A 16613-nucleotide genomic window follows, 5' to 3' on the forward strand; every position below is an offset into this window, starting at 1 on the left:
TCTGGGAGCCTCACGAGTGTAGGCCCTCGGACCGACACCGCCCGCCGCTGCGGCGGGGTGTCGGCGAACTCGTGACGAGAGTTACTGGACGGGCTCCTGTGACGATCGCGCTGACTGTCTCCCGCGCCGAACCCGCACCAGCGCATCGGTAGTGAAGATCGCAAGTGCCACCCAGATCAACGCGAATCCGATCCACCGGGAGGCCGGCATGTCCTCGTGCAGGACGGCGACGCCCCACATCATCTGCAGGGCAGGTGTCAAGTATTGCAACATTCCGAGCGTGCGCAGCGGCACTCGCTGCGCGGCAGCGCCGAACAGCAGCAGCGGAAGCGCGGTCACCGGGCCGGCGGCGATGAGGAGCAGGCTGTGACCGGGCCCGTGCCCGAGGAACGTGCCGGTGCCCACGACCGACAGGTAGACGAGATAGCTGAGCGCGATCGGTCCCGCGACGATGCCTTCGGCGGTGAGACTGGTCCTCGGGTCCAGAGGCATCACCTTCTTGCAGAGCCCGTACAGCGCGAAGGACAGCGCCAGGGTGAGCGCGATGTACGGCGGATGTCCGTAGTCGACGGTGATCACGACGACCGCCGCGGCGGCGAGCGCGAGGGCCACGATCTGCGCCGGCACCAGACGCTCCCGGAAGATCACTACCCCCAGCAGAACGCTCACCAGCGGGTTGATGAAGTAGCCGAGTGCAGTCTCGACCACCCGGTCCGACGTCACGCCGTAGATGTACGTGCCCCAGTTGATCGCGATCAACGCCGACGCCGCGGCGACGAGGAGCCATGTCCGCACCCCGAGTCCGCGCAGCGAGCGGATGCGCCCGGACGCCCACAGCACCACGAGCATCAGGGCCAGCGTCCACACCACCCGATGGGCGAGAATCTCGACCGACCCTGCCGGGCCGAGAATTCCGAAGAATGCGGGAAAAGCACCCCAGAGCGTGTAGGCACCGACTCCGCAGGCCACGCCGACGGTTTCCGCCTTCCGCGCTGTCACGGGCCACCTCCGGATACCACCGCACCGTCGTCGGGGCCGGGCGAGACCGTCTCGGCGTGCTCGGGCAGTAGAGGCCGGATCGCGAAACGTCCGAACACCGCGTCGGCGTGCAACGCCTCGACAGCGCGGACCGCCGAGGTCGAGCGCAGTGCGCCCAACCGGTCGAGGTCCCCCCGCACCACGATGCCGATCACACAGGCGCAGTCGCGCGCGAACTGCTGAGAGGACACCGCAGCAATGTCCCCCTGTCGGACCGTCTCGCCGGTCATGCGCTGGACCCGGGCGGACGCCAGAACGTGTGCGCGTTCGATCGCTGCGGCACCCGAGGCGACCGACACCGGAACGAGCGGCGTCTGGACCCGGTCGAGTGGAAGCCGGAATAGCAGCTGTGACACCCGCACCGTGGCCGCGACCTCGAGCACCGTGTCGGAGGACACCGGCCGGGCGAACGACACCAGGGCCCAGTGCTCGTTCCCGGGTGGCTGTTCCAGCGTTCCGGCCGCACGAGCCACATAATCGGACACCACTTCGCCGTTGTCCGGACCGAGAGCATCTGACGTGACGAGCGGGGCTCGAACCGGATTGGTGATTCCCAGCACGATCACCAGGAGCAACACCACCGCGATGGTGACACCGACCGGGACGGCGACTCCGGTCGGGCGGCCGCGGATCACCTCAGCTGGACCGGAGAACCTCGAGAGCATCCTCGAGGTCTTTCGGATACTTGGACGTGATTTCCACCCACCGCCCGTCCGCCGGATGCGCGAAGCCGAGCGATCGAGCGTGCAACCACTGGCGCTCGAGACCGAGCCGTTCCGCCAGCCGGGGGTCCGCGCCATAGGTGAGGTCACCGCAGCACGGATGCCGCAGAGCCGCGAAGTGCACGCGGATCTGGTGGGTCCGTCCCGTCTCGAGGTGAATGTCCAGCAGGCTCGCCGCCTGAAACGCCTCCACGGTGTCGTAGTGCGTGATGCTGGGCTTGCCGTCCGCGGTGACCGTGAACTTCCAGTCGTTGCTGCGATGCCGCCCGATCGGTGCGTCGATGGTTCCGCTACTCGGATCGGGGTGACCCTGCACGAGGGCGTGATACCGCTTGTCGATGGTCCGCTGTTTGAATGCGCGCTTGAGAAGCGTGTAGGCGCGCTCGGACGTGGCCACCACCATCACACCCGACGTGCCGACGTCGAGCCGATGGACGATGCCCTGCCGTTCGTGCGCACCCGACGTCGAAATCCGGAAACCTGCGGCGGCCAGGCCGCCGATCACCGTGGGACCGGTCCAGCCCACACTGGCATGGGCGGCCACACCCACCGGCTTGTCGACTGCGACGACGTCGTCGTCGGCGTACAGGATTTCCATACCCTCGACGGGTTCCGCCTCGATCGTCAGCGGGCGCGGCGGCTCCGGGAGTTCCACCTCCAGCCACGTCCCGGCCGAGAGTCGATCGGATTTTCCGACGGGCGCTCCGTCGACGAGAACCGACCCGTCCTCGGTGAGCTGCGCGACCGCGGTCCTCGAGAGCCCGAGCAGTCGCGCGAGGCCGGCGTCGACCCGCATCGAGTCGAGCCCGTCCGGGACCGGCATCGACCGAGTTTCCCTCACTTCTTCTCCACCTTCCGAGTTCCGTCCGGTTCGAGGCCTATCAGGGTGAGCACGACGAGTAAGACCGCACCGCACACGATGCCGGAGTCGGCCACATTGAACACCGGCCACCAGCCGACGGAGACGAAGTCGACGACGTGCCCCTGCATCACTCCCGGTGCCCGGAAGAAACGGTCGACCAAGTTGCCCAGGGCGCCACCGAGGACGAGTCCCAGACCGAGCGCCCACCACGGTGACCGCAGAGTCCGTCCGATGCGCACGACCCCGATGACCACACCGACGGCCACCAGCGTGAGCAACCACGTCATGCCCGTGGCCATCGAGAACGCGGCACCCGGGTTGCGCACGAGACGCAGCGTGACCACGTCGCCGATCACCCGAACCGACTCCCCCGGCTCGATCCTGGCAACGGCGAGCACCTTGGTCACGAGGTCGGTGATCAGCACGACACCGGCGATCACGAACAGCAACCGCATGCGCTGATACCGTGCAGCCGCGGGCGCGGAGGTGGTGGTCGTGTCGGTGTCGTTCGGGTCTTCGGCGGCGGTGTCGTTCTCGGCCGCGGGGTCTTGACTCACCCGTCCATCATCCACTACGCGGGCAAGCCGCGGTTCACGTGCTCCCGTGCCCACTAACCTGGGGGCGTGCCACTGTTCTCGAAAGCTTCGCGACCCGGTTCCTCTCTCCTCGCCGCAACACTCTCCCTGGTCGCTCTGGCCGCGGGCTGTGGAAGTGACGACGACTCCTCGCAGGCAGGTCCCGCGGGAACCACGTCGACCACCGCCGAGGTGACGGTCCCCATCTCCGCGACGACCGTCCGGCTGACTCGGCCCGGTGACGAGCCGCGAGAGGTGCTTCAGCGCCGGCCGGCGGTAGACGTCGCCCAGCAGGTGCAGCTGACCACGGGCGCCGAGGTATTCCAGCGGATCGACGATCAGCCGGTCCAGGACTTTTCCTCCCCCGAGATCACGGTGCCCCTCACCGCGGTGGTCACACGCCCGACCGAAGACGCCGACGGGGCCATCGCCCTCGACCTCACGCTCGGCGCCGTGACGAGTCCGGACTCCCGCCTGGCGAGCGCCTTGGAAGCGAGCAAGGGATCCGGGGCCGGCTTCACGTTCGATTCGACCGGCGCGATCACCGCCCTTCGCCTCCGTCCTGCGGCCGAATCGCAGGACATAGCGCGTTCGGCAATCGAGCAGGCGTTCTATCAGGCGGTGTACCGCACTATCGCCTTCCCCGCCGAACCCGTCGGCATAGGAGCGCAGTGGACCATCCATCAGAAAGTCATGAGCGGCATCGCCCTGGATCAAACCACTGTCGCCACCCTCACCGCCCGCGACGGGAACCGGGTGACCATCGACTACACCGTCGACCAGACACCGCAGTCACCGATCTGGCAGCTCCCCGGTGAGGCGGGGACCCTGAACGTCGACCAGTACGTCATGCGGGGGGCGGGCACGACGACCGTCGATCTCGGCCTTCCGCTGCCTGTCGCCGGGACGGTAACCGTGTCCGGTGAGCAGCAATACAGTGACCCGGAGGGCGCCACCCTTCTGCGGCAGACCACCTCGAACCGGGTGCAGTGGGGATCCTGATGCGCGCCAGTGCCATCGCTGCCGTCCTGACAGCCCTCGCAGTGTCGGCGTGCTCGTCCGCCGCAGACAGCGAACCGGGATCCGACGAGTTCCTCGCACCGCTCGGCCCGATGGTGACGGCGCCCCCCGACGCCTCCGGTGCTCCGTTCACCGATTCGGCCGTGCTACGGGCTGCACTGCTCGACGTCGGTGACCTTCCCGTCGGCTTCTCCCCCGTCGCCGACCCCGAGGAGGACCTCGGACTCCCGCCGGCCTCCGAGGCCGCGCAGTCCGACAAGTCGAGCACCGACCCGGCCCTGTGCAGCGCCGTCCTGTCCCCTGTTGCGGATCAGCATCCCGGCGCCGCTGCGTCCGCGTCGGCCTGGTTTCAGGGCCCGAACTTCACGACCGTCGATCAAGATGCGGCGAGCTACCCCACGGCCGCCGACGCGGCACAGGCGTTCACCGACATCCAGACCACCCTCGCCCAGTGCACCGACTACTCCGGCACGGACGCCGACGGGGTGGACGTGCAGTACCGGGTCGGCGGCCGGGACGGACGACCCGCGGGCGATGCGTCGACCGGGTTCCGGCTCGTCACCACCAGTGACGGCTTCAGCCTCGTCTCGGATGTGGTCGTCGCGATGACCGGAAGCACCGTGACCCAGTTGGTGGCCACCGGGCAGGAGCCGATCGACGAGGGCGTCTTCGAGGACATGACGCACGCCGCCGTGAGCAAGCTCGCGTCCGCGCCTGCCAGCTGAGCGGCCGACTCGAAACGACCGATGCCGGCGTCCCGTGACGGGACGCCGGCATCGGCACCTACTTTTTATCGGTCCGTCGGGACCGGATCGTCTTCGATCAGGCGGGGCACGCCGGCGAGGTCAGCTGCGCGAGCGACACGATCTGGCACGCGGTGACCTTCGACAGCTTCCATTCGCCGTTCTCGCCCGGGATGAAGATCGCGGGCAGACCACCCTGCTGAACCTGGCCGTTGACGGTCAGCTGCAGCTGGCCACTGGCGGTGCCGTCACCGTTGTCGATGACCGGGTCGAGCACGGTGACCTCGGCGTTGTTTGCCTTGGCCGCGGCGGCGACCTGGTTGATCAGCTGAGGGTCCTGCTCGGAGCCCTCGACCATGACCGACTTCTCCTCGAGGGGCGTGTTGGGATCGAGACCCTTGACGAGCAGAGCGTTGAGTTCGGCGGCGGTGGGCACCTCGATGGCTTCCGAGGTTTCGGCTGCGGAAGTCGTGGTGGTCGTGGTCTTGGTCGCCGTGTCGCTGTCGTCCGAACCACAGGCGGACATCGTGAGGGCTGCGGCGATCGCTACTGCGGCAACCGTGATCTTACGAAGCTTCAACTGAATAACCTCTTCATTCTCGGGTGTTCGTTCTCGGGCGAACTCAGCATCGAAGTGCTGCATCCTGGGGCAACATTACCCAAGGGTAAGCACCAGCCCCCGAGGCTACCTTCTCGCCGAGCCACCCTCCACTCCGTCCCAGCCAGGCCGGAACCTCAGGCGAGGGAGCCCTCCACTCCTGCGTGCTCGAGTTGCTCGTCGTCCTCCTTGAACGTGCGGGCTATGCCGGGACCTGTTGTGCGCGTTTCGAATCGGACGGTCACGACACCATGCCCCGCCCCCTGGACCCACCCGTGCCCGAAGTCGGGGTGCCTCACGTCCAGACCCGGATGCCATCGTCGATCGGGTTCGCGTGCCGGGATCGGCTGCACGGGCGACACCGCGTCGCCGCCTTCGTTTCGCGTCGCCGCCGAGTCCGGATAGCCGGGCACGTCCAGATCCAGTTCGGGGAACAGCGACCCTTGCCGCACCGTCGACAGACCGGCGAAGCCGACCCCGACAAGGCGTACGGGACCGAGCTCGAGAGGGTCGATCACCTGCCGCTGAGCCGCGGCGACCAGGGTGGGACGATCCAGGGTGGCGTAGGGCAAGGTGACCGATCGGGTGACGATGCTCATGTCCGCCTTCTTCAACTTGAGCACCACCGTCCGTGCCGCGCGGCCGTCCTTCTGCAGGCGCGCGAAGGCGGAACCCGCACTCGACTCGACCGCTCCCCGAAGCTCCGCGAGGGTGACGATGTCGGTGGCATAGGTGGTCTCGGCACTGACCTGTTTCGACTCGGCCCGCTCGGCAACTGGCCGATTGTCGATCCCCCGCGCCAGCCGGTGCAGGCCGGGGCCGATCGTGGTGCCGAGAATGGAAGCCACCTCGGATTCGGGAGTGCGCGCGAAACTTCCGATCGTCTCGATGCCGAGGCGTTTGAGCTTGTCCTCGGCGACGGGACCTATGCCCCACAACTTCCGCACGGGCAACCCGTCGAGCAACTCCTGCTGTTCCTCCGGCGCGATGACGGTGATTCCATTCGGCTTGGCCAGACCGGACGCGATCTTTGCCACCTGCTTGCCGGATCCCGCACCGATCGACGCGACCAGTCCGGTTTCTTCGAAGACCAGGGCGCGCAGGGCTTCGCAGTACCGGCGGACAGTGGTCGGGTCCACCCCGGCCAGCTCCGCCGGTTCACCGAACGCCTCGTCCATCGACAGCTGCTCGAGCACGGGCATGGGGCCACGCAGCGCATCGAACACGGACTTGCTCAACATCCCGTACAGCCGGCCGCGCGGCGGCAACACGACGGCACCGGGCCCGACGAGCCGCCGGGCCTGGTGCATCGGCATCGCGGAACGGGCGCCGAACACCCGCGCCTCGTAACTGGCCCCGGCGACCACCCCACGACCGCCGAGCCCACCGACGAGCACCGGGCGGCCACGCAACGTCGGCCGGGTGAGCTGCTCCACGGAGGCGAAGAAGGCATCCATGTCGAGGTGCAGCACCCATCGACGACTCACCTGGTGCAACCTACCCGCGCGGTCCGACAGATCACACCTTCGAGATGGCCGCCCGCACACCCTCACCGAGCTCGACCGCGTCGGCGGGCGCCTCTGCCAGTTCGAGCTCGACAGCGAGGATCTCGCCCGCGATCAGCTCGCGGTGAGCACGTGCCCAGTCCCGCCGTTCGGCCGGGACCTCGAGCACCACGGTGATCCGGTCCGACACGTCGAGGCCCGCCGCCCGGCGCGCATCCTGTAACTCACGGATGCGGTCCTTCGCCCAGCCCTCGGCTTCGAGTTCCTCGGTGACGGCGGAGTCGAGAACCACCAGGCCGGCCCCATCAGGCAGGGCTGCCGTCGACTCCGGTTCGGCAGCGACCAGCCGCTGCGTGTACTCCTCCGGCAGCAACTCGATCCCTGCCGCGGTGACGACGCCCTCCGAGTTCTCCGACCAGTCACCGGCCTTCACTGCCTTGATGACGGTCTGCACGTCCTTGCCCAGGCGCGGCCCCGCGGCACGCGCGTTGACGACGAGCTCGAAACGGCCGTGCACGTCCACATCCGTCGTGAGGTCGACCTTCTTCACATTCACCTCGTCGGCAATCAGTCCCAGATAAGGGCGCAGACGCTCGGCGTCGTCCGCGGCCACCGTCACCTCCGGCAGCGGCAACCGCACCCGCAGGTTCTGGGCCTTCCGCAGACCCAGCACCGTCGAACACACCGACCGAACCTCGTCCATCGCCGACACCAACTCCGCATCCGCCGGCAAATCACCTGCGGCCGGCCAGTCGGCGAGGTGCACGGACCGTCCGCCGGTGAGCCCACGCCAGATGACCTCACTGATCAGCGGCAGCAACGGAGCTGCGAGACGGGTGACCACCTCGAGCACCGTGTGGAGGGTGTCGACGGCGTCCTTGTCCTCGTCCCAGAAACGCGAACGCGACCGCCGCACATACCAGTTCGTCAACGCATCACAGAACGTGCGCAGTTCGTCGCACGCCCCGGCGATGTCGTTCGTCTCGAGCGCATCGGTGATCACGTCCCTGGTGCCGGCCAGCTTGGCGAGGATGTACCGGTCGAGGACGTTGGTCGAGTCGGTCCGCCACTGACCCGGCTTCGGCGCGTACAGCTGCAGGAAACTCCATGCGTTCCACAACGGCAGCAGCGCCTGCCGGACACCCTCACGGATGCCCTGCTCGGTGACCACGAGATTTCCGCCCCGCAGGATCGGCGAAGACATGAGGAACCACCGCATGGCGTCCGAACCGTCGCGCTCGAACACCTCCTTGACATCCGGGTAGTTGCCCTTCGACTTGCTCATCTTCAGTCCGTCGTCACCGAGGACGATGCCGTGGGCCGCAACCGTCTTGAATGCGGGACGGTCGAACAATGCCGTCGCCAGCACGTGCAGCGTGTAGAACCAGCCGCGGGTCTGGCCGTTGTACTCCACGATGAAATCGCCCGGGAAGTGGGCGGTATCATCCCCCGTCGCTCCGCTCGCCCCAGCATCATCCCCCGCCGCTCCGCTCGCCCCAGCATCATCCCCCGTCGCCCCGATGAACCACTCGCGGTTCTCGAACGGGTAATGCACCTGGGCGTAGGGCATCGACCCGGATTCGAACCAGCAGTCGAGCACCTCGGGCACGCGACGCATCATCGACTTCCCCGTCGGATCGTCGGGGTTCGCGCGCACGAGGTCGTCGATCATCGGCCGGTGCAGATCGGTCGGGCGCACGCCGAAGTCGCGCTCGAGTTCGTCGAGCGAGCCGTACACGTCGGTCCGCGGATAGGCCGGGTCGTCGGAGACCCACACCGGGATGGGGCTGCCCCAGTACCGGTTACGGCTGATGTTCCAGTCTCGGGCACCCTCGAGCCACTTGCCGAACTGTCCGTCGCGGATGTGCTCCGGCACCCAGGTGATCTCCTGGTTCAGTTCCACCATCCGATCGCGGAACTTGGTGACCGCGACGAACCACGACGGGACCGCCATGTAGATCAGCGGCTGCCCGCTGCGCCAACTGTGCGGATACGAGTGCTCAATCGTTTCGTGCCGCAGCAACTTTCCAGCAGCCTTGAGGTCCTTGATGATCGCCGGGTTCGCGTCGAACACCTGAAGCCCCTCGTAGGGCGGCACCATCGACGTGAACTTGCCACCCGCGTCGAGCGGCTGGACCAATTCGATGCCGTTGCGGAGGCAGTAGTCGTAGTCCTCCTCACCGAAAGCCGGGGCCATGTGCACGATTCCGGTACCGGACTCGGTGGTGACATAGTCGGCCGAGATGACGCGGTGCGCGTTCTCGTGACCGGCGAAGAAGTCGAACGGCGGGTCGTAGTGCAGACCGATGAGGTCCGCCCCCGTGTGCTCGGACAGCACGTCCGGCGAGTCCCCGAGTTCCCGCGCGTAATGGCCCAGACGATCGCGGGCGAGCACATAGCGTTTCCCGTCGAGACCCGACACCTGCACGTAGTCGATGTCGGGGTGCACCGCGATCGCGAGGTTGGACGGCAGGGTCCACGGCGTCGTGGTCCAGATGATCGCGTTCGCGCCATCCAGCGGGCCCTCACCGCGCAGCGGCATGTCGACGGTAACGGCCGGGTCCTGACGCATCTTGTACGCGTCGTCGAGTCGGGTCTCCTGATTCGACAGCGGCGTCTGCTCGTACCAGCTGTACGGCAGCACTCGGAAGCCTTGGTAGATCAGCCCCTTGTCGAACAGCTCCTTGAAAGCCCACATGACCGACTCCATGAAGTCGAGGTCCAGGGTCTTGTAATCGTTGTCGAAGTCGACCCACCTGGCCTGGCGGGTGACGTAGTTGCGCCACTCGTCGGTGTATCGCAGAACCGAGGACTTGCAGTATTCGTTGAATTTCTCGAGACCCATGACGTCGATCTCGGACTTGTCCTTGATGCCGAGCTGCTTCTCCGCCTCGAGTTCGGCAGGAAGGCCGTGGCAGTCCCAGCCGAACCGGCGCTCGACCTTTTTGCCGCGCATGGTCTGGAAACGTGGGATGAGGTCTTTGACATACCCGGTCAACAGGTGACCGTAGTGCGGAAGACCGTTGGCGAACGGCGGGCCGTCGTAGAAGACGAATTCCTCGGCACCTTCACGCTGTGTCACGGACGCCCGGAAAGTGTCGTCCTCGTCCCACCCCGCGAGCACACGCTGCTCCACCTGAGGGAACTTGACGCCCGCATCCTGCGGAACGCCGTAATCGACCTTCGGGTAGGACTCGTTGGTGCTGGTGACGTTACTGGTGGTGCTCACCGCGATCTCCTCGTGCCTGACGTACTCGGCACGGGGACGACGGGGACGCCTCATGCGTCACCACCGCGGTACCACCCCGCTTGCACTCCGAGGAGTGCCTCTCACTAGCGGGCTGTGACGGGCCCACCCGTTCGGTTCTACTGAGCCCGCGTACGGCCGTTCTTCCGAAGGCTCCCCGGTGATGGCCGGATCGACGCCGTGGTTGTCTCGCTATCTGAAATTGCTCGCTCTACGTAGTGTAGTCGTCCTCGCCGTGAGGAACCGGCGCGGTCAGTCACTCGACGGGTCGGGGGGCGGAACTGAATCGGTACCGCGGCCGGACACCGCTGCCGTCCGCCTGCCCGCGAGGGCACTGATCAGCAGCAGCACCGCACCCGCGACGCACACCACGATGCATCCCCAGGCCCAGATGACCGAACCGGTCATCAGAGCGACCACCAGGAGGGCGAACCCCACCGCTGCAAGAACGAGTGTCACGACCAGCACGGCTCAACCTCTATCCGGGCCGCTGGCTGGGCAACTACCGCACGCTCAGTCAGCTATTGCCCTTGGCGTAGGACTGGCTGTAATTCGACTGCGATCCGCCCTGCGCGAACGAATCCTGACCACCGTCCACCGGAACGGCGGAACCCCGCTGCTCCAGCTCCTCGAGCTGCGACTCCAGGTACGACTTCAGCCGCACGCGGTATTCACGCTCGAAGGTCTTGAGCTGCTCGATGCGACCCTCCAGCACCGACCGCTGCTGGTTGATCGTCGCCATGATCTCGGTGTGCTTCTTCTCCGCGTCCGCCTGCAGTGCATCGGCCTTCTCCTTGGCCTGCCGCAGCTGGGTCTCGGAACGAGTCTGCGCGTCCGTGATCAGCGCCTCGGACTTCTGCCGAGCATCCGCAATCATCGATTCAGAACGCTGCCGCGCGTCACTGACCAGCTGCTCCGAATTGGTGCGGGCATTACCGAGAAGCTGCTCGGATTCGGTCTTCGCATCGCTGGTGAGACGATCGGCCATTTCCTGAGCGAGGCCGAGTACCTTGGCGGCCTGCATGTGAGCGTCCGCTCCCTGCGGTGCCGCCTGCGGAGCCGCGGCGGCCGGGGCAGGTGCGGGCGCCGGCGCCTTGGGCTGCTCGACGACACGAGCGGGCTCGGCCTTGGGCGCAGGCGCTGAGGCCGCGCCGGACGGGCGCGGGGCCTTCTTCGCATCGGCGAGTTCCTTGTCGAGCTCACCCACTCGCTGCCGAAGGTCGGCGTTCTCCTCGATCAGGCGCGACAACTCTTGCTCGACAAGGTCGAGAAACGCATCGACCTCGTCTTCGTTGTAGCCCCGCTTACCGATCGGCGGCTTGCTGAACGCGACATTGTGCACATCAGCTGGAGTCAGCGGCATGGAAGGATCCCTTCACGCGTCATTTGGCGGTCTAGCAAGCATTCAGTTACAGCGCAGTCTACGTAACGGTGAACCAACACTGGATCAATGGGGTCCATTCTGTCACACCAGACCCGTAGCACGCGCTTGCCCCTGAACGATCGACATCAGGATGAAGACGATGAACAGCAAGACCATGATGGATAGATCCAACCGCACCCCGCCCAGATTTATCGGGGGAATCAATCGCCGCAGCAGCTTGACCGGCGGATCTGTGACCGTAAATATCGCCTCGAGAATGACGACCACGACGCCGGTCGGCCGCCAGTCCCGAGCGAAGGTCCGTACGAACTCGACGATGATTCTGCCGATGAGAAGCAGCCAGAAAACGAACAGTATCAAATAGATCACCGAGAACAAGGCCACACCTTCACTCTGCCTGAAACAGTTCGGTCTATCAAAACGGGCCGCCCGGCCAGGGCACTCTGTACCTCAGCCATCGCAGCCCGCGTGATGTCCGAACGTCCTGATCCCGATGATCGCCCTTCGGTTTTCTCTGACCCGCACTGCCAATCCTGCTGAACGCAGTGCTACTTCTGGCTGTAGAAGCCCGTCTCGGCGATCCGGCGGCGCTCCTCGGCCGAGACGTCGATGTCGGCGGGTGAGAGCAAGAACACCTTCGTTGCCACCTTGTCGAAGGAGCCGCGCAAGGCGAACGCCAGGCCCGCCGCGAAATCGACGAGACGTTTCGCGTCGGCGTTGCTCATCTCCACGAGGTCCATGATGACCGGGGTGCCGTCGCGGAAGCGCTCACCGATGGTGCGCGCCTCGCTGTAGTCGCGGGGCCGCAGCGTCGTGATCTTCGAGAGCGGACCGCCCTCGTCGAAGAGAGGTCCGCGGCGGCTTTCCACCCGCTCGGATCGAGTATCGACAGCGAGCGCACCGCGGGTGCTCCCCCGGACCGACCCACTCACGCCGGGGCGCGCCGAACGCACAGCCACAGGCTCGACCCGCGACGCGTGCCGCGGGCCTTCGTAGCGGTCGAACTCGTCGTCGAGATCGTCGCGCCTACCCGGGGCATACGCCGCCTTGCTGAACGCAGGCTCGGCGAAGTCCCGGTCGTCGCGGTCGAGATACGGATCACGTCCACCGTCCCGTACCGGGCGTGCAGGCCTGCGCGCAGGCTCCGGCTCGTCCAGGTACTCGTCCTCGTAGTCGTCGAGGGGAACCATGCCGAAGTAAGCCTTGAACTTGTGCAGACTGCTCATTGATCGACCTTCCTTGGCGCGGCGGACAGGATCTCGCTACGACCGGTCGCAGCGGTGTGGACGGGTTGGCGATCACCCAGCCGACTTTCCATCGAGGCTCGCCTCGGCGATCATTTCGAGGTTATAGGCCTCGCGCCCAACAGAGCGGTTCCGACACGCACGCACGTCGACCCGTGTCGGACAGCGTGCTCGAGATCATTCGTCATCCCCGCTGAGAGCTCCGTCGCATCGGGATGCTCCACGCACAACCGGGCGTGAATGTTGTGCAGCTCCTCGAATGCCGCATCCGGGTCGGCCTCGATCGGTGGGACGGCCATCAAACCCCGGAATTCGAGGTGTGGAGCCGACCGAACCTGCGCTGCAAGGCTTTCGAGGTCGCCCACCACAGCGCCGCCGCGCTGGGGATCACCGTCGAGGCTGACCTGGAGCAACACCCGGAGCGGCTCCGTGCGTTCTCCCGCCTCGACGGCAGCGGTCGCTGCCTTACCGAGCGCGCCGACCAGCCGCTCGCTGTCCACCGAGTGAATTGCGTACGCCCACTGGGCGATCGCCCGGGCCTTGTTGCGTTGCAGGTGGCCGATCATGTGCCACCGCACCGCCGGGTCCGGAACTCGGGCGCGGAACTCGCCGATTTTCGCGGTCGCTTCCTGCTCACGCGACTCACCGAACTCGCGGCAACCGAGTTCATAGAGGATGCGAGCATCGGACTCCGGGAAAAACTTGGTGACCGGGAGGAGCATCACATCCGAGGGTTCGCGTCCCGCCGCACGGCACGCCGCATCCAACCGCTCGCGGACAGCCCCGAGCGCACCCGAGATCTGAGCGACACGGTCGCCCGCTCCGCTCGCCTCCGGAACACGATCCATCGCCGTCAACTCCCACACCCTCTCGCGCGCCTACCTGCCGCCCTGCCCAGTATCCATCCAGATAACCGCTGCGAGCCGGCCGGTCGGTGCCTCCCGCCGATGACTGAAGAGGGTCCGGTCCTCGATGGTGCAGCGCGGATCCTCGGCGACACCCGACACTCCCGCGTCGAGCAGTTGCCTGCGGATGCCGGCCCGCAGGTCGAGACCGGGAGTCCCCTTCACCGTGCGGGTGGCACTGCCGGGAAGGTACTTTTCGACATCCGCCTGCATTGCGGCGGGAACCTCGTACTGGCGTCCACTCGCGGCCGGGCCGAGGAAGGCACCGATCCGTCCGATCCGGGCGCCCTGCTCCACCATCACCTCGAGAACCCGGGGGACGATACCGATGCGTGCACCGATCCGTCCGGCGTGCACGGCCGCGATGACGCCCGCCTCCTCGTCGGAAAGCAGGACGGGCACACAGTCGGCGCTGAGTGTGGCCAGCGCCAAACCCGGCACCGTGGTCACCAACGCGTCGGTTGCCGGCACAGCCGTATCGGTAGGTCTGTCGACCACCGTCACCGTGCGACTGTGAATCTGTTCCATCCAGATCAGGTGGTCGAACGGAACACCGATCTTGTCGGCCAGCCGACGACGATTGGCCTCTACCGCGCCGGGGTCGTCCCCCACGTGGTCACCCAGATTGAAGGACTCGTACGGTCCGACGGAGTGCCCACCCGCACGTGCGGTGACGACGCGGCGAACCCGGAATCCGGGACCCGACGGCGAAGTCAACGACGCATGAAGGAGGGCACGTCGACGTCGTCTTCGCCCTCCTCGTCGGACACCGGCACGGGCCGGGAAGAGCCGTTTCCGGACAACGGAGGCAGACTGCTCGCGCTGTGCGAGCTGATCGTCTCGCGTGTCACGGACATCGGCTCACCGCCCTGCGGCTCCGCGCCCTGGTTCACTTCACCCGCGCGTCCGGCCCCGATGGCGCTGCGGCCGGCGGCGGTGGACTCGACCGGACGACGGGCCGGCGTGCCGCCGTCGAATCCGGCGGCGATGACGGTGACCCGCACCTCGTCACCCAGCGAGTCGTCGATCACGGTGCCGAAGATGATGTTGGCATCGATGTGCGCCGCTTCCTGGACGAGCGAGGCGGCCTCGTTGATCTCGAACAGTCCGAGGTCGCTGCCACCCGCGATCGACAGCAGGACGCCGCGCGCACCCTCCATCGATGCTTCGAGGAGAGGTGAGTTGATCGCGGACTCGGCAGCCTTGATCGCACGCCCCTCACCGCGCGAGGACCCTATGCCCATCAGCGCGCTACCGGCCCCGGACATGACGCCCTTGACGTCGGCGAAGTCGACGTTGATCAGACCCGGGGTGGTGATGAGGTCGGTGATCCCCTGAACACCGTTGAGGAGAACCTCGTCGGCGCTGCGGAACGCATCCATGAGGCTCACCGCGGCGTCACCGAGCTGGAGAAGGCGGTCGTTCGGAATGACGATGAGGGTGTCGCACGATTCGCGCAGCGACTGGATGCCGGTGTCCGCCTGACCGCCGCGACGCTTTCCCTCGAACGAGAAGGGCCGGGTCACCACACCGACGGTGAGGGCCCCGAGCTTGCGTGCGATACTCGCGACGACGGGGGCGCCACCGGTACCCGTACCGCCGCCCTCACCGGCCGTGACGAACACCATGTCGGCGCCCTTGAGCACTTCCTCGATCTCGTCCTTGTGGTCTTCTGCGGCCTTGCGGCCGACTTCGGGATCCGCGCCGGCTCCGAGCCCGCGGGTGAGTTCGCGGCCGACGTCGAGCTTGACGTCGGCATCACTCATCAGCAGCGCTTGCGCGTCGGTGTTGACGGCAATGAACTCGACTCCCTTGAGTCCCTGCTCGATCATCCGGTTGACTGCGTTCACGCCGCCGCCGCCGATGCCGACGACCTTTATTACGGCGAGGTAGTTGTGCGGGGGCGTCATCGGCTCTCGCCTTCCATGAGTGTGTATCACGCTTTCGTACAAATCAGTCGGGGTAAACTCTCAACCTGAACCATAGGGTTACGGTTATGTCAAGTGCTCGACTAGAGCGAAACGCTATGCACCGTCATCGGGATACGCCATTAGGCGCGCCGAGACTCGCCCAGTTATTTGACGAACTCGCTCGCTGGCAGCCGCCTCCGAATTCCATTCCCCTACCGCACCGTCGGGAGATCAGGACTCGACACGTCGTACGTCTGTCCGGGCTGAGTCAGCAGGGGCAAGGTGACCGCCGCTTTGCGTTCGGACTTCTCCGTGCCGCCCCACACCACGACGCGGCCGTCGAGCAGGGTCACCGAGATGTCCGAAATGGATTTGGCCGCAACCTCACCCACCTGCCCGCGCAATTGCGGCGGCATCGACTCGAGCACCTCGAGCGCAGCCGCGGTACTGGCATCGCCCCACCCGGGAGTGTCAGTGACCAGGCGAGGAACACCGGGAGGCGGTGGCGCGATCTCGTAGTCGACAGCGTCGGCGTCCAGAAGATGCGTGCCGTCAGGAGTATCGACGAACACGACCGGCACGCGTTCGGTCACCGTCACCCGAATGGTGGACGGATACATTCTCTGCACGCGGGCGGTAGCCACCTTAGGGATCGCGGCGACCCGTTGCGCGGCCGCCACGGTGTCGACGCGCAGCAGTGGCTGCCCCTGCGGCACGGCGAGTACCTGTCGAATCTGTTCCTCGGGAATGGTCGTGGCACCCGCGACATCGGTGGACCGCACCGACAACAGCGGCGTGAACCAGGCCACCAGACCGAGCGCCACGACCACCACGACACCGATCAGACCGGTCACCGCCGG

At 66.6% G+C, this 16613-nt stretch carries 17 protein-coding genes; 2 read left to right on the forward strand and 15 right to left on the reverse strand.

Features of this window, described 5'->3' with window-relative positions; genetic code table 11:
- Positions 1-81: 81 nt before the first annotated feature.
- The 4 genes from rarD to lspA are packed head-to-tail and all read right to left on the reverse strand — an operon-like array spanning position 82 to position 3194.
- Positions 82-999 (reverse strand): EamA family transporter RarD, encoded by a 918-nt coding sequence (gene rarD, locus HYG77_RS02960; protein WP_109329302.1) that lies wholly within the window; start codon positions 997-999, stop codon positions 82-84.
- The gene (locus tag HYG77_RS02965; protein WP_244373435.1) at positions 996-1703 is read right to left on the reverse strand and encodes a hypothetical protein; all 708 of its coding nucleotides are present in this window, start codon (positions 1701-1703) and stop codon (positions 996-998) included. The genes rarD and HYG77_RS02965 overlap by 4 nt, the downstream gene beginning before the upstream one ends.
- Entirely contained in the window at positions 1675-2583 is a 909-nt protein-coding gene (locus tag HYG77_RS02970) for an RluA family pseudouridine synthase (RefSeq protein ID WP_201453613.1), read from the reverse strand. The genes HYG77_RS02965 and HYG77_RS02970 overlap by 29 nt, the downstream gene beginning before the upstream one ends.
- 14 nt (positions 2584-2597) lie before the next feature.
- Positions 2598-3194: a signal peptidase II gene (lspA, locus tag HYG77_RS02975; protein ID WP_201453562.1), complete on the reverse strand. Its 597-nt coding sequence runs from the start codon at positions 3192-3194 to the stop codon at positions 2598-2600.
- Between the two features lie 51 nt (positions 3195-3245).
- On the opposite strand from lspA, the gene HYG77_RS02980 reads away from it, so the two are divergent.
- Together HYG77_RS02980 and HYG77_RS02985 are read left to right on the forward strand one after the other, a co-directional pair.
- A complete protein-coding gene (locus HYG77_RS02980) occupies positions 3246-4199 on the forward strand; it encodes a hypothetical protein (protein ID WP_208961808.1) in 954 nt (317 codons plus the stop codon).
- The gene (locus HYG77_RS02985) at positions 4199-4942 is read left to right on the forward strand and encodes a sensor domain-containing protein (RefSeq protein ID WP_208961809.1); all 744 of its coding nucleotides are present in this window, start codon (positions 4199-4201) and stop codon (positions 4940-4942) included. Before HYG77_RS02980 ends, HYG77_RS02985 begins: the two co-directional genes overlap by 1 nt.
- 97 nt (positions 4943-5039) lie before the next feature.
- On the opposite strand, the gene HYG77_RS02990 is transcribed toward HYG77_RS02985, so the two are convergent.
- The 11 genes from HYG77_RS02990 to HYG77_RS03040 form a co-directional block, all read right to left on the reverse strand.
- The gene (locus HYG77_RS02990; RefSeq protein WP_159921735.1) at positions 5040-5540 is read right to left on the reverse strand and encodes a hypothetical protein; all 501 of its coding nucleotides are present in this window, start codon (positions 5538-5540) and stop codon (positions 5040-5042) included.
- A gap of 155 nt (positions 5541-5695) precedes the next feature.
- Positions 5696-7030, reverse strand: a complete 1335-nt coding sequence (locus tag HYG77_RS02995) for a DNA polymerase IV (protein ID WP_208963258.1) — start codon at positions 7028-7030, stop codon at positions 5696-5698.
- A gap of 46 nt (positions 7031-7076) precedes the next feature.
- Positions 7077-10292: an isoleucine--tRNA ligase gene (gene ileS, locus HYG77_RS03000; protein ID WP_208961810.1), complete on the reverse strand. Its 3216-nt coding sequence runs from the start codon at positions 10290-10292 to the stop codon at positions 7077-7079.
- Positions 10293-10562: 270 nt separating this feature from the next.
- Positions 10563-10778, reverse strand: coding sequence for a hypothetical protein (locus HYG77_RS03005; RefSeq protein WP_109329288.1), 216 nt, complete (start codon positions 10776-10778; stop codon positions 10563-10565).
- 49 nt (positions 10779-10827) lie between these two features.
- A complete protein-coding gene (locus HYG77_RS03010; protein ID WP_109329286.1) occupies positions 10828-11673 on the reverse strand; it encodes a DivIVA domain-containing protein in 846 nt (281 codons plus the stop codon).
- A gap of 102 nt (positions 11674-11775) precedes the next feature.
- Entirely contained in the window at positions 11776-12078 is a 303-nt protein-coding gene (locus HYG77_RS03015) for a YggT family protein (protein WP_005247609.1), read from the reverse strand.
- A 164-nt stretch (positions 12079-12242) separates the two neighbouring features.
- Complete coding sequence (locus HYG77_RS03020) at positions 12243-12920, reverse strand: cell division protein SepF (protein WP_109329284.1); 678 nt, start codon at positions 12918-12920, stop codon at positions 12243-12245.
- Positions 12921-13030: 110 nt separating this feature from the next.
- The gene (locus tag HYG77_RS03025; protein WP_109335040.1) at positions 13031-13786 is read right to left on the reverse strand and encodes a YggS family pyridoxal phosphate-dependent enzyme; all 756 of its coding nucleotides are present in this window, start codon (positions 13784-13786) and stop codon (positions 13031-13033) included.
- Between the two features lie 30 nt (positions 13787-13816).
- Positions 13817-14560 carry a peptidoglycan editing factor PgeF gene (pgeF, locus tag HYG77_RS03030; protein ID WP_109329282.1) on the reverse strand — a complete coding sequence of 248 codons (744 nt, stop codon included), beginning with the start codon at positions 14558-14560 and terminating at the stop codon, positions 13817-13819.
- Positions 14557-15753 carry a cell division protein FtsZ gene (gene ftsZ, locus HYG77_RS03035; RefSeq protein ID WP_109329280.1) on the reverse strand — a complete coding sequence of 399 codons (1197 nt, stop codon included), beginning with the start codon at positions 15751-15753 and terminating at the stop codon, positions 14557-14559. Before ftsZ ends, pgeF begins: the two co-directional genes overlap by 4 nt.
- Positions 15754-15965: 212 nt before the next feature.
- Positions 15966-16607 (reverse strand): FtsQ-type POTRA domain-containing protein, encoded by a 642-nt coding sequence (locus HYG77_RS03040; protein ID WP_109329278.1) that lies wholly within the window; start codon positions 16605-16607, stop codon positions 15966-15968.
- Between the last annotated feature and the right edge of the window lie 6 nt (positions 16608-16613).

The sequence above is a fragment of the Rhodococcus sp. ZPP genome (genome assembly GCF_017656075.1).
Lineage (GTDB): Bacteria > Actinomycetota > Actinomycetes > Mycobacteriales > Mycobacteriaceae > Rhodococcus_F > Rhodococcus_F oxybenzonivorans.

Coding starts and splice junctions, on each gene's coding strand:
- HYG77_RS03010 (WP_109329286.1), bottom strand. CDS start 11,673: ATGCCGCTGACTCCAGCTGATGTGCACAATGTCGCGTTCAGCAAGCCG.
- HYG77_RS02970 (WP_201453613.1), bottom strand. CDS start 2,583: ATGCCGGTCCCGGACGGGCTCGACTCGATGCGGGTCGACGCCGGCCTC.
- HYG77_RS03025 (WP_109335040.1), bottom strand. CDS start 13,786: ATGGATCGTGTTCCGGAGGCGAGCGGAGCGGGCGACCGTGTCGCTCAG.
- ftsZ (WP_109329280.1), bottom strand. CDS start 15,753: ATGACGCCCCCGCACAACTACCTCGCCGTAATAAAGGTCGTCGGCATC.
- HYG77_RS03020 (WP_109329284.1), bottom strand. CDS start 12,920: ATGAGCAGTCTGCACAAGTTCAAGGCTTACTTCGGCATGGTTCCCCTC.
- HYG77_RS02965 (WP_244373435.1), bottom strand. CDS start 1,703: ATGCTCTCGAGGTTCTCCGGTCCAGCTGAGGTGATCCGCGGCCGCCCG.
- HYG77_RS02985 (WP_208961809.1), top strand. CDS start 4,199: ATGCGCGCCAGTGCCATCGCTGCCGTCCTGACAGCCCTCGCAGTGTCG.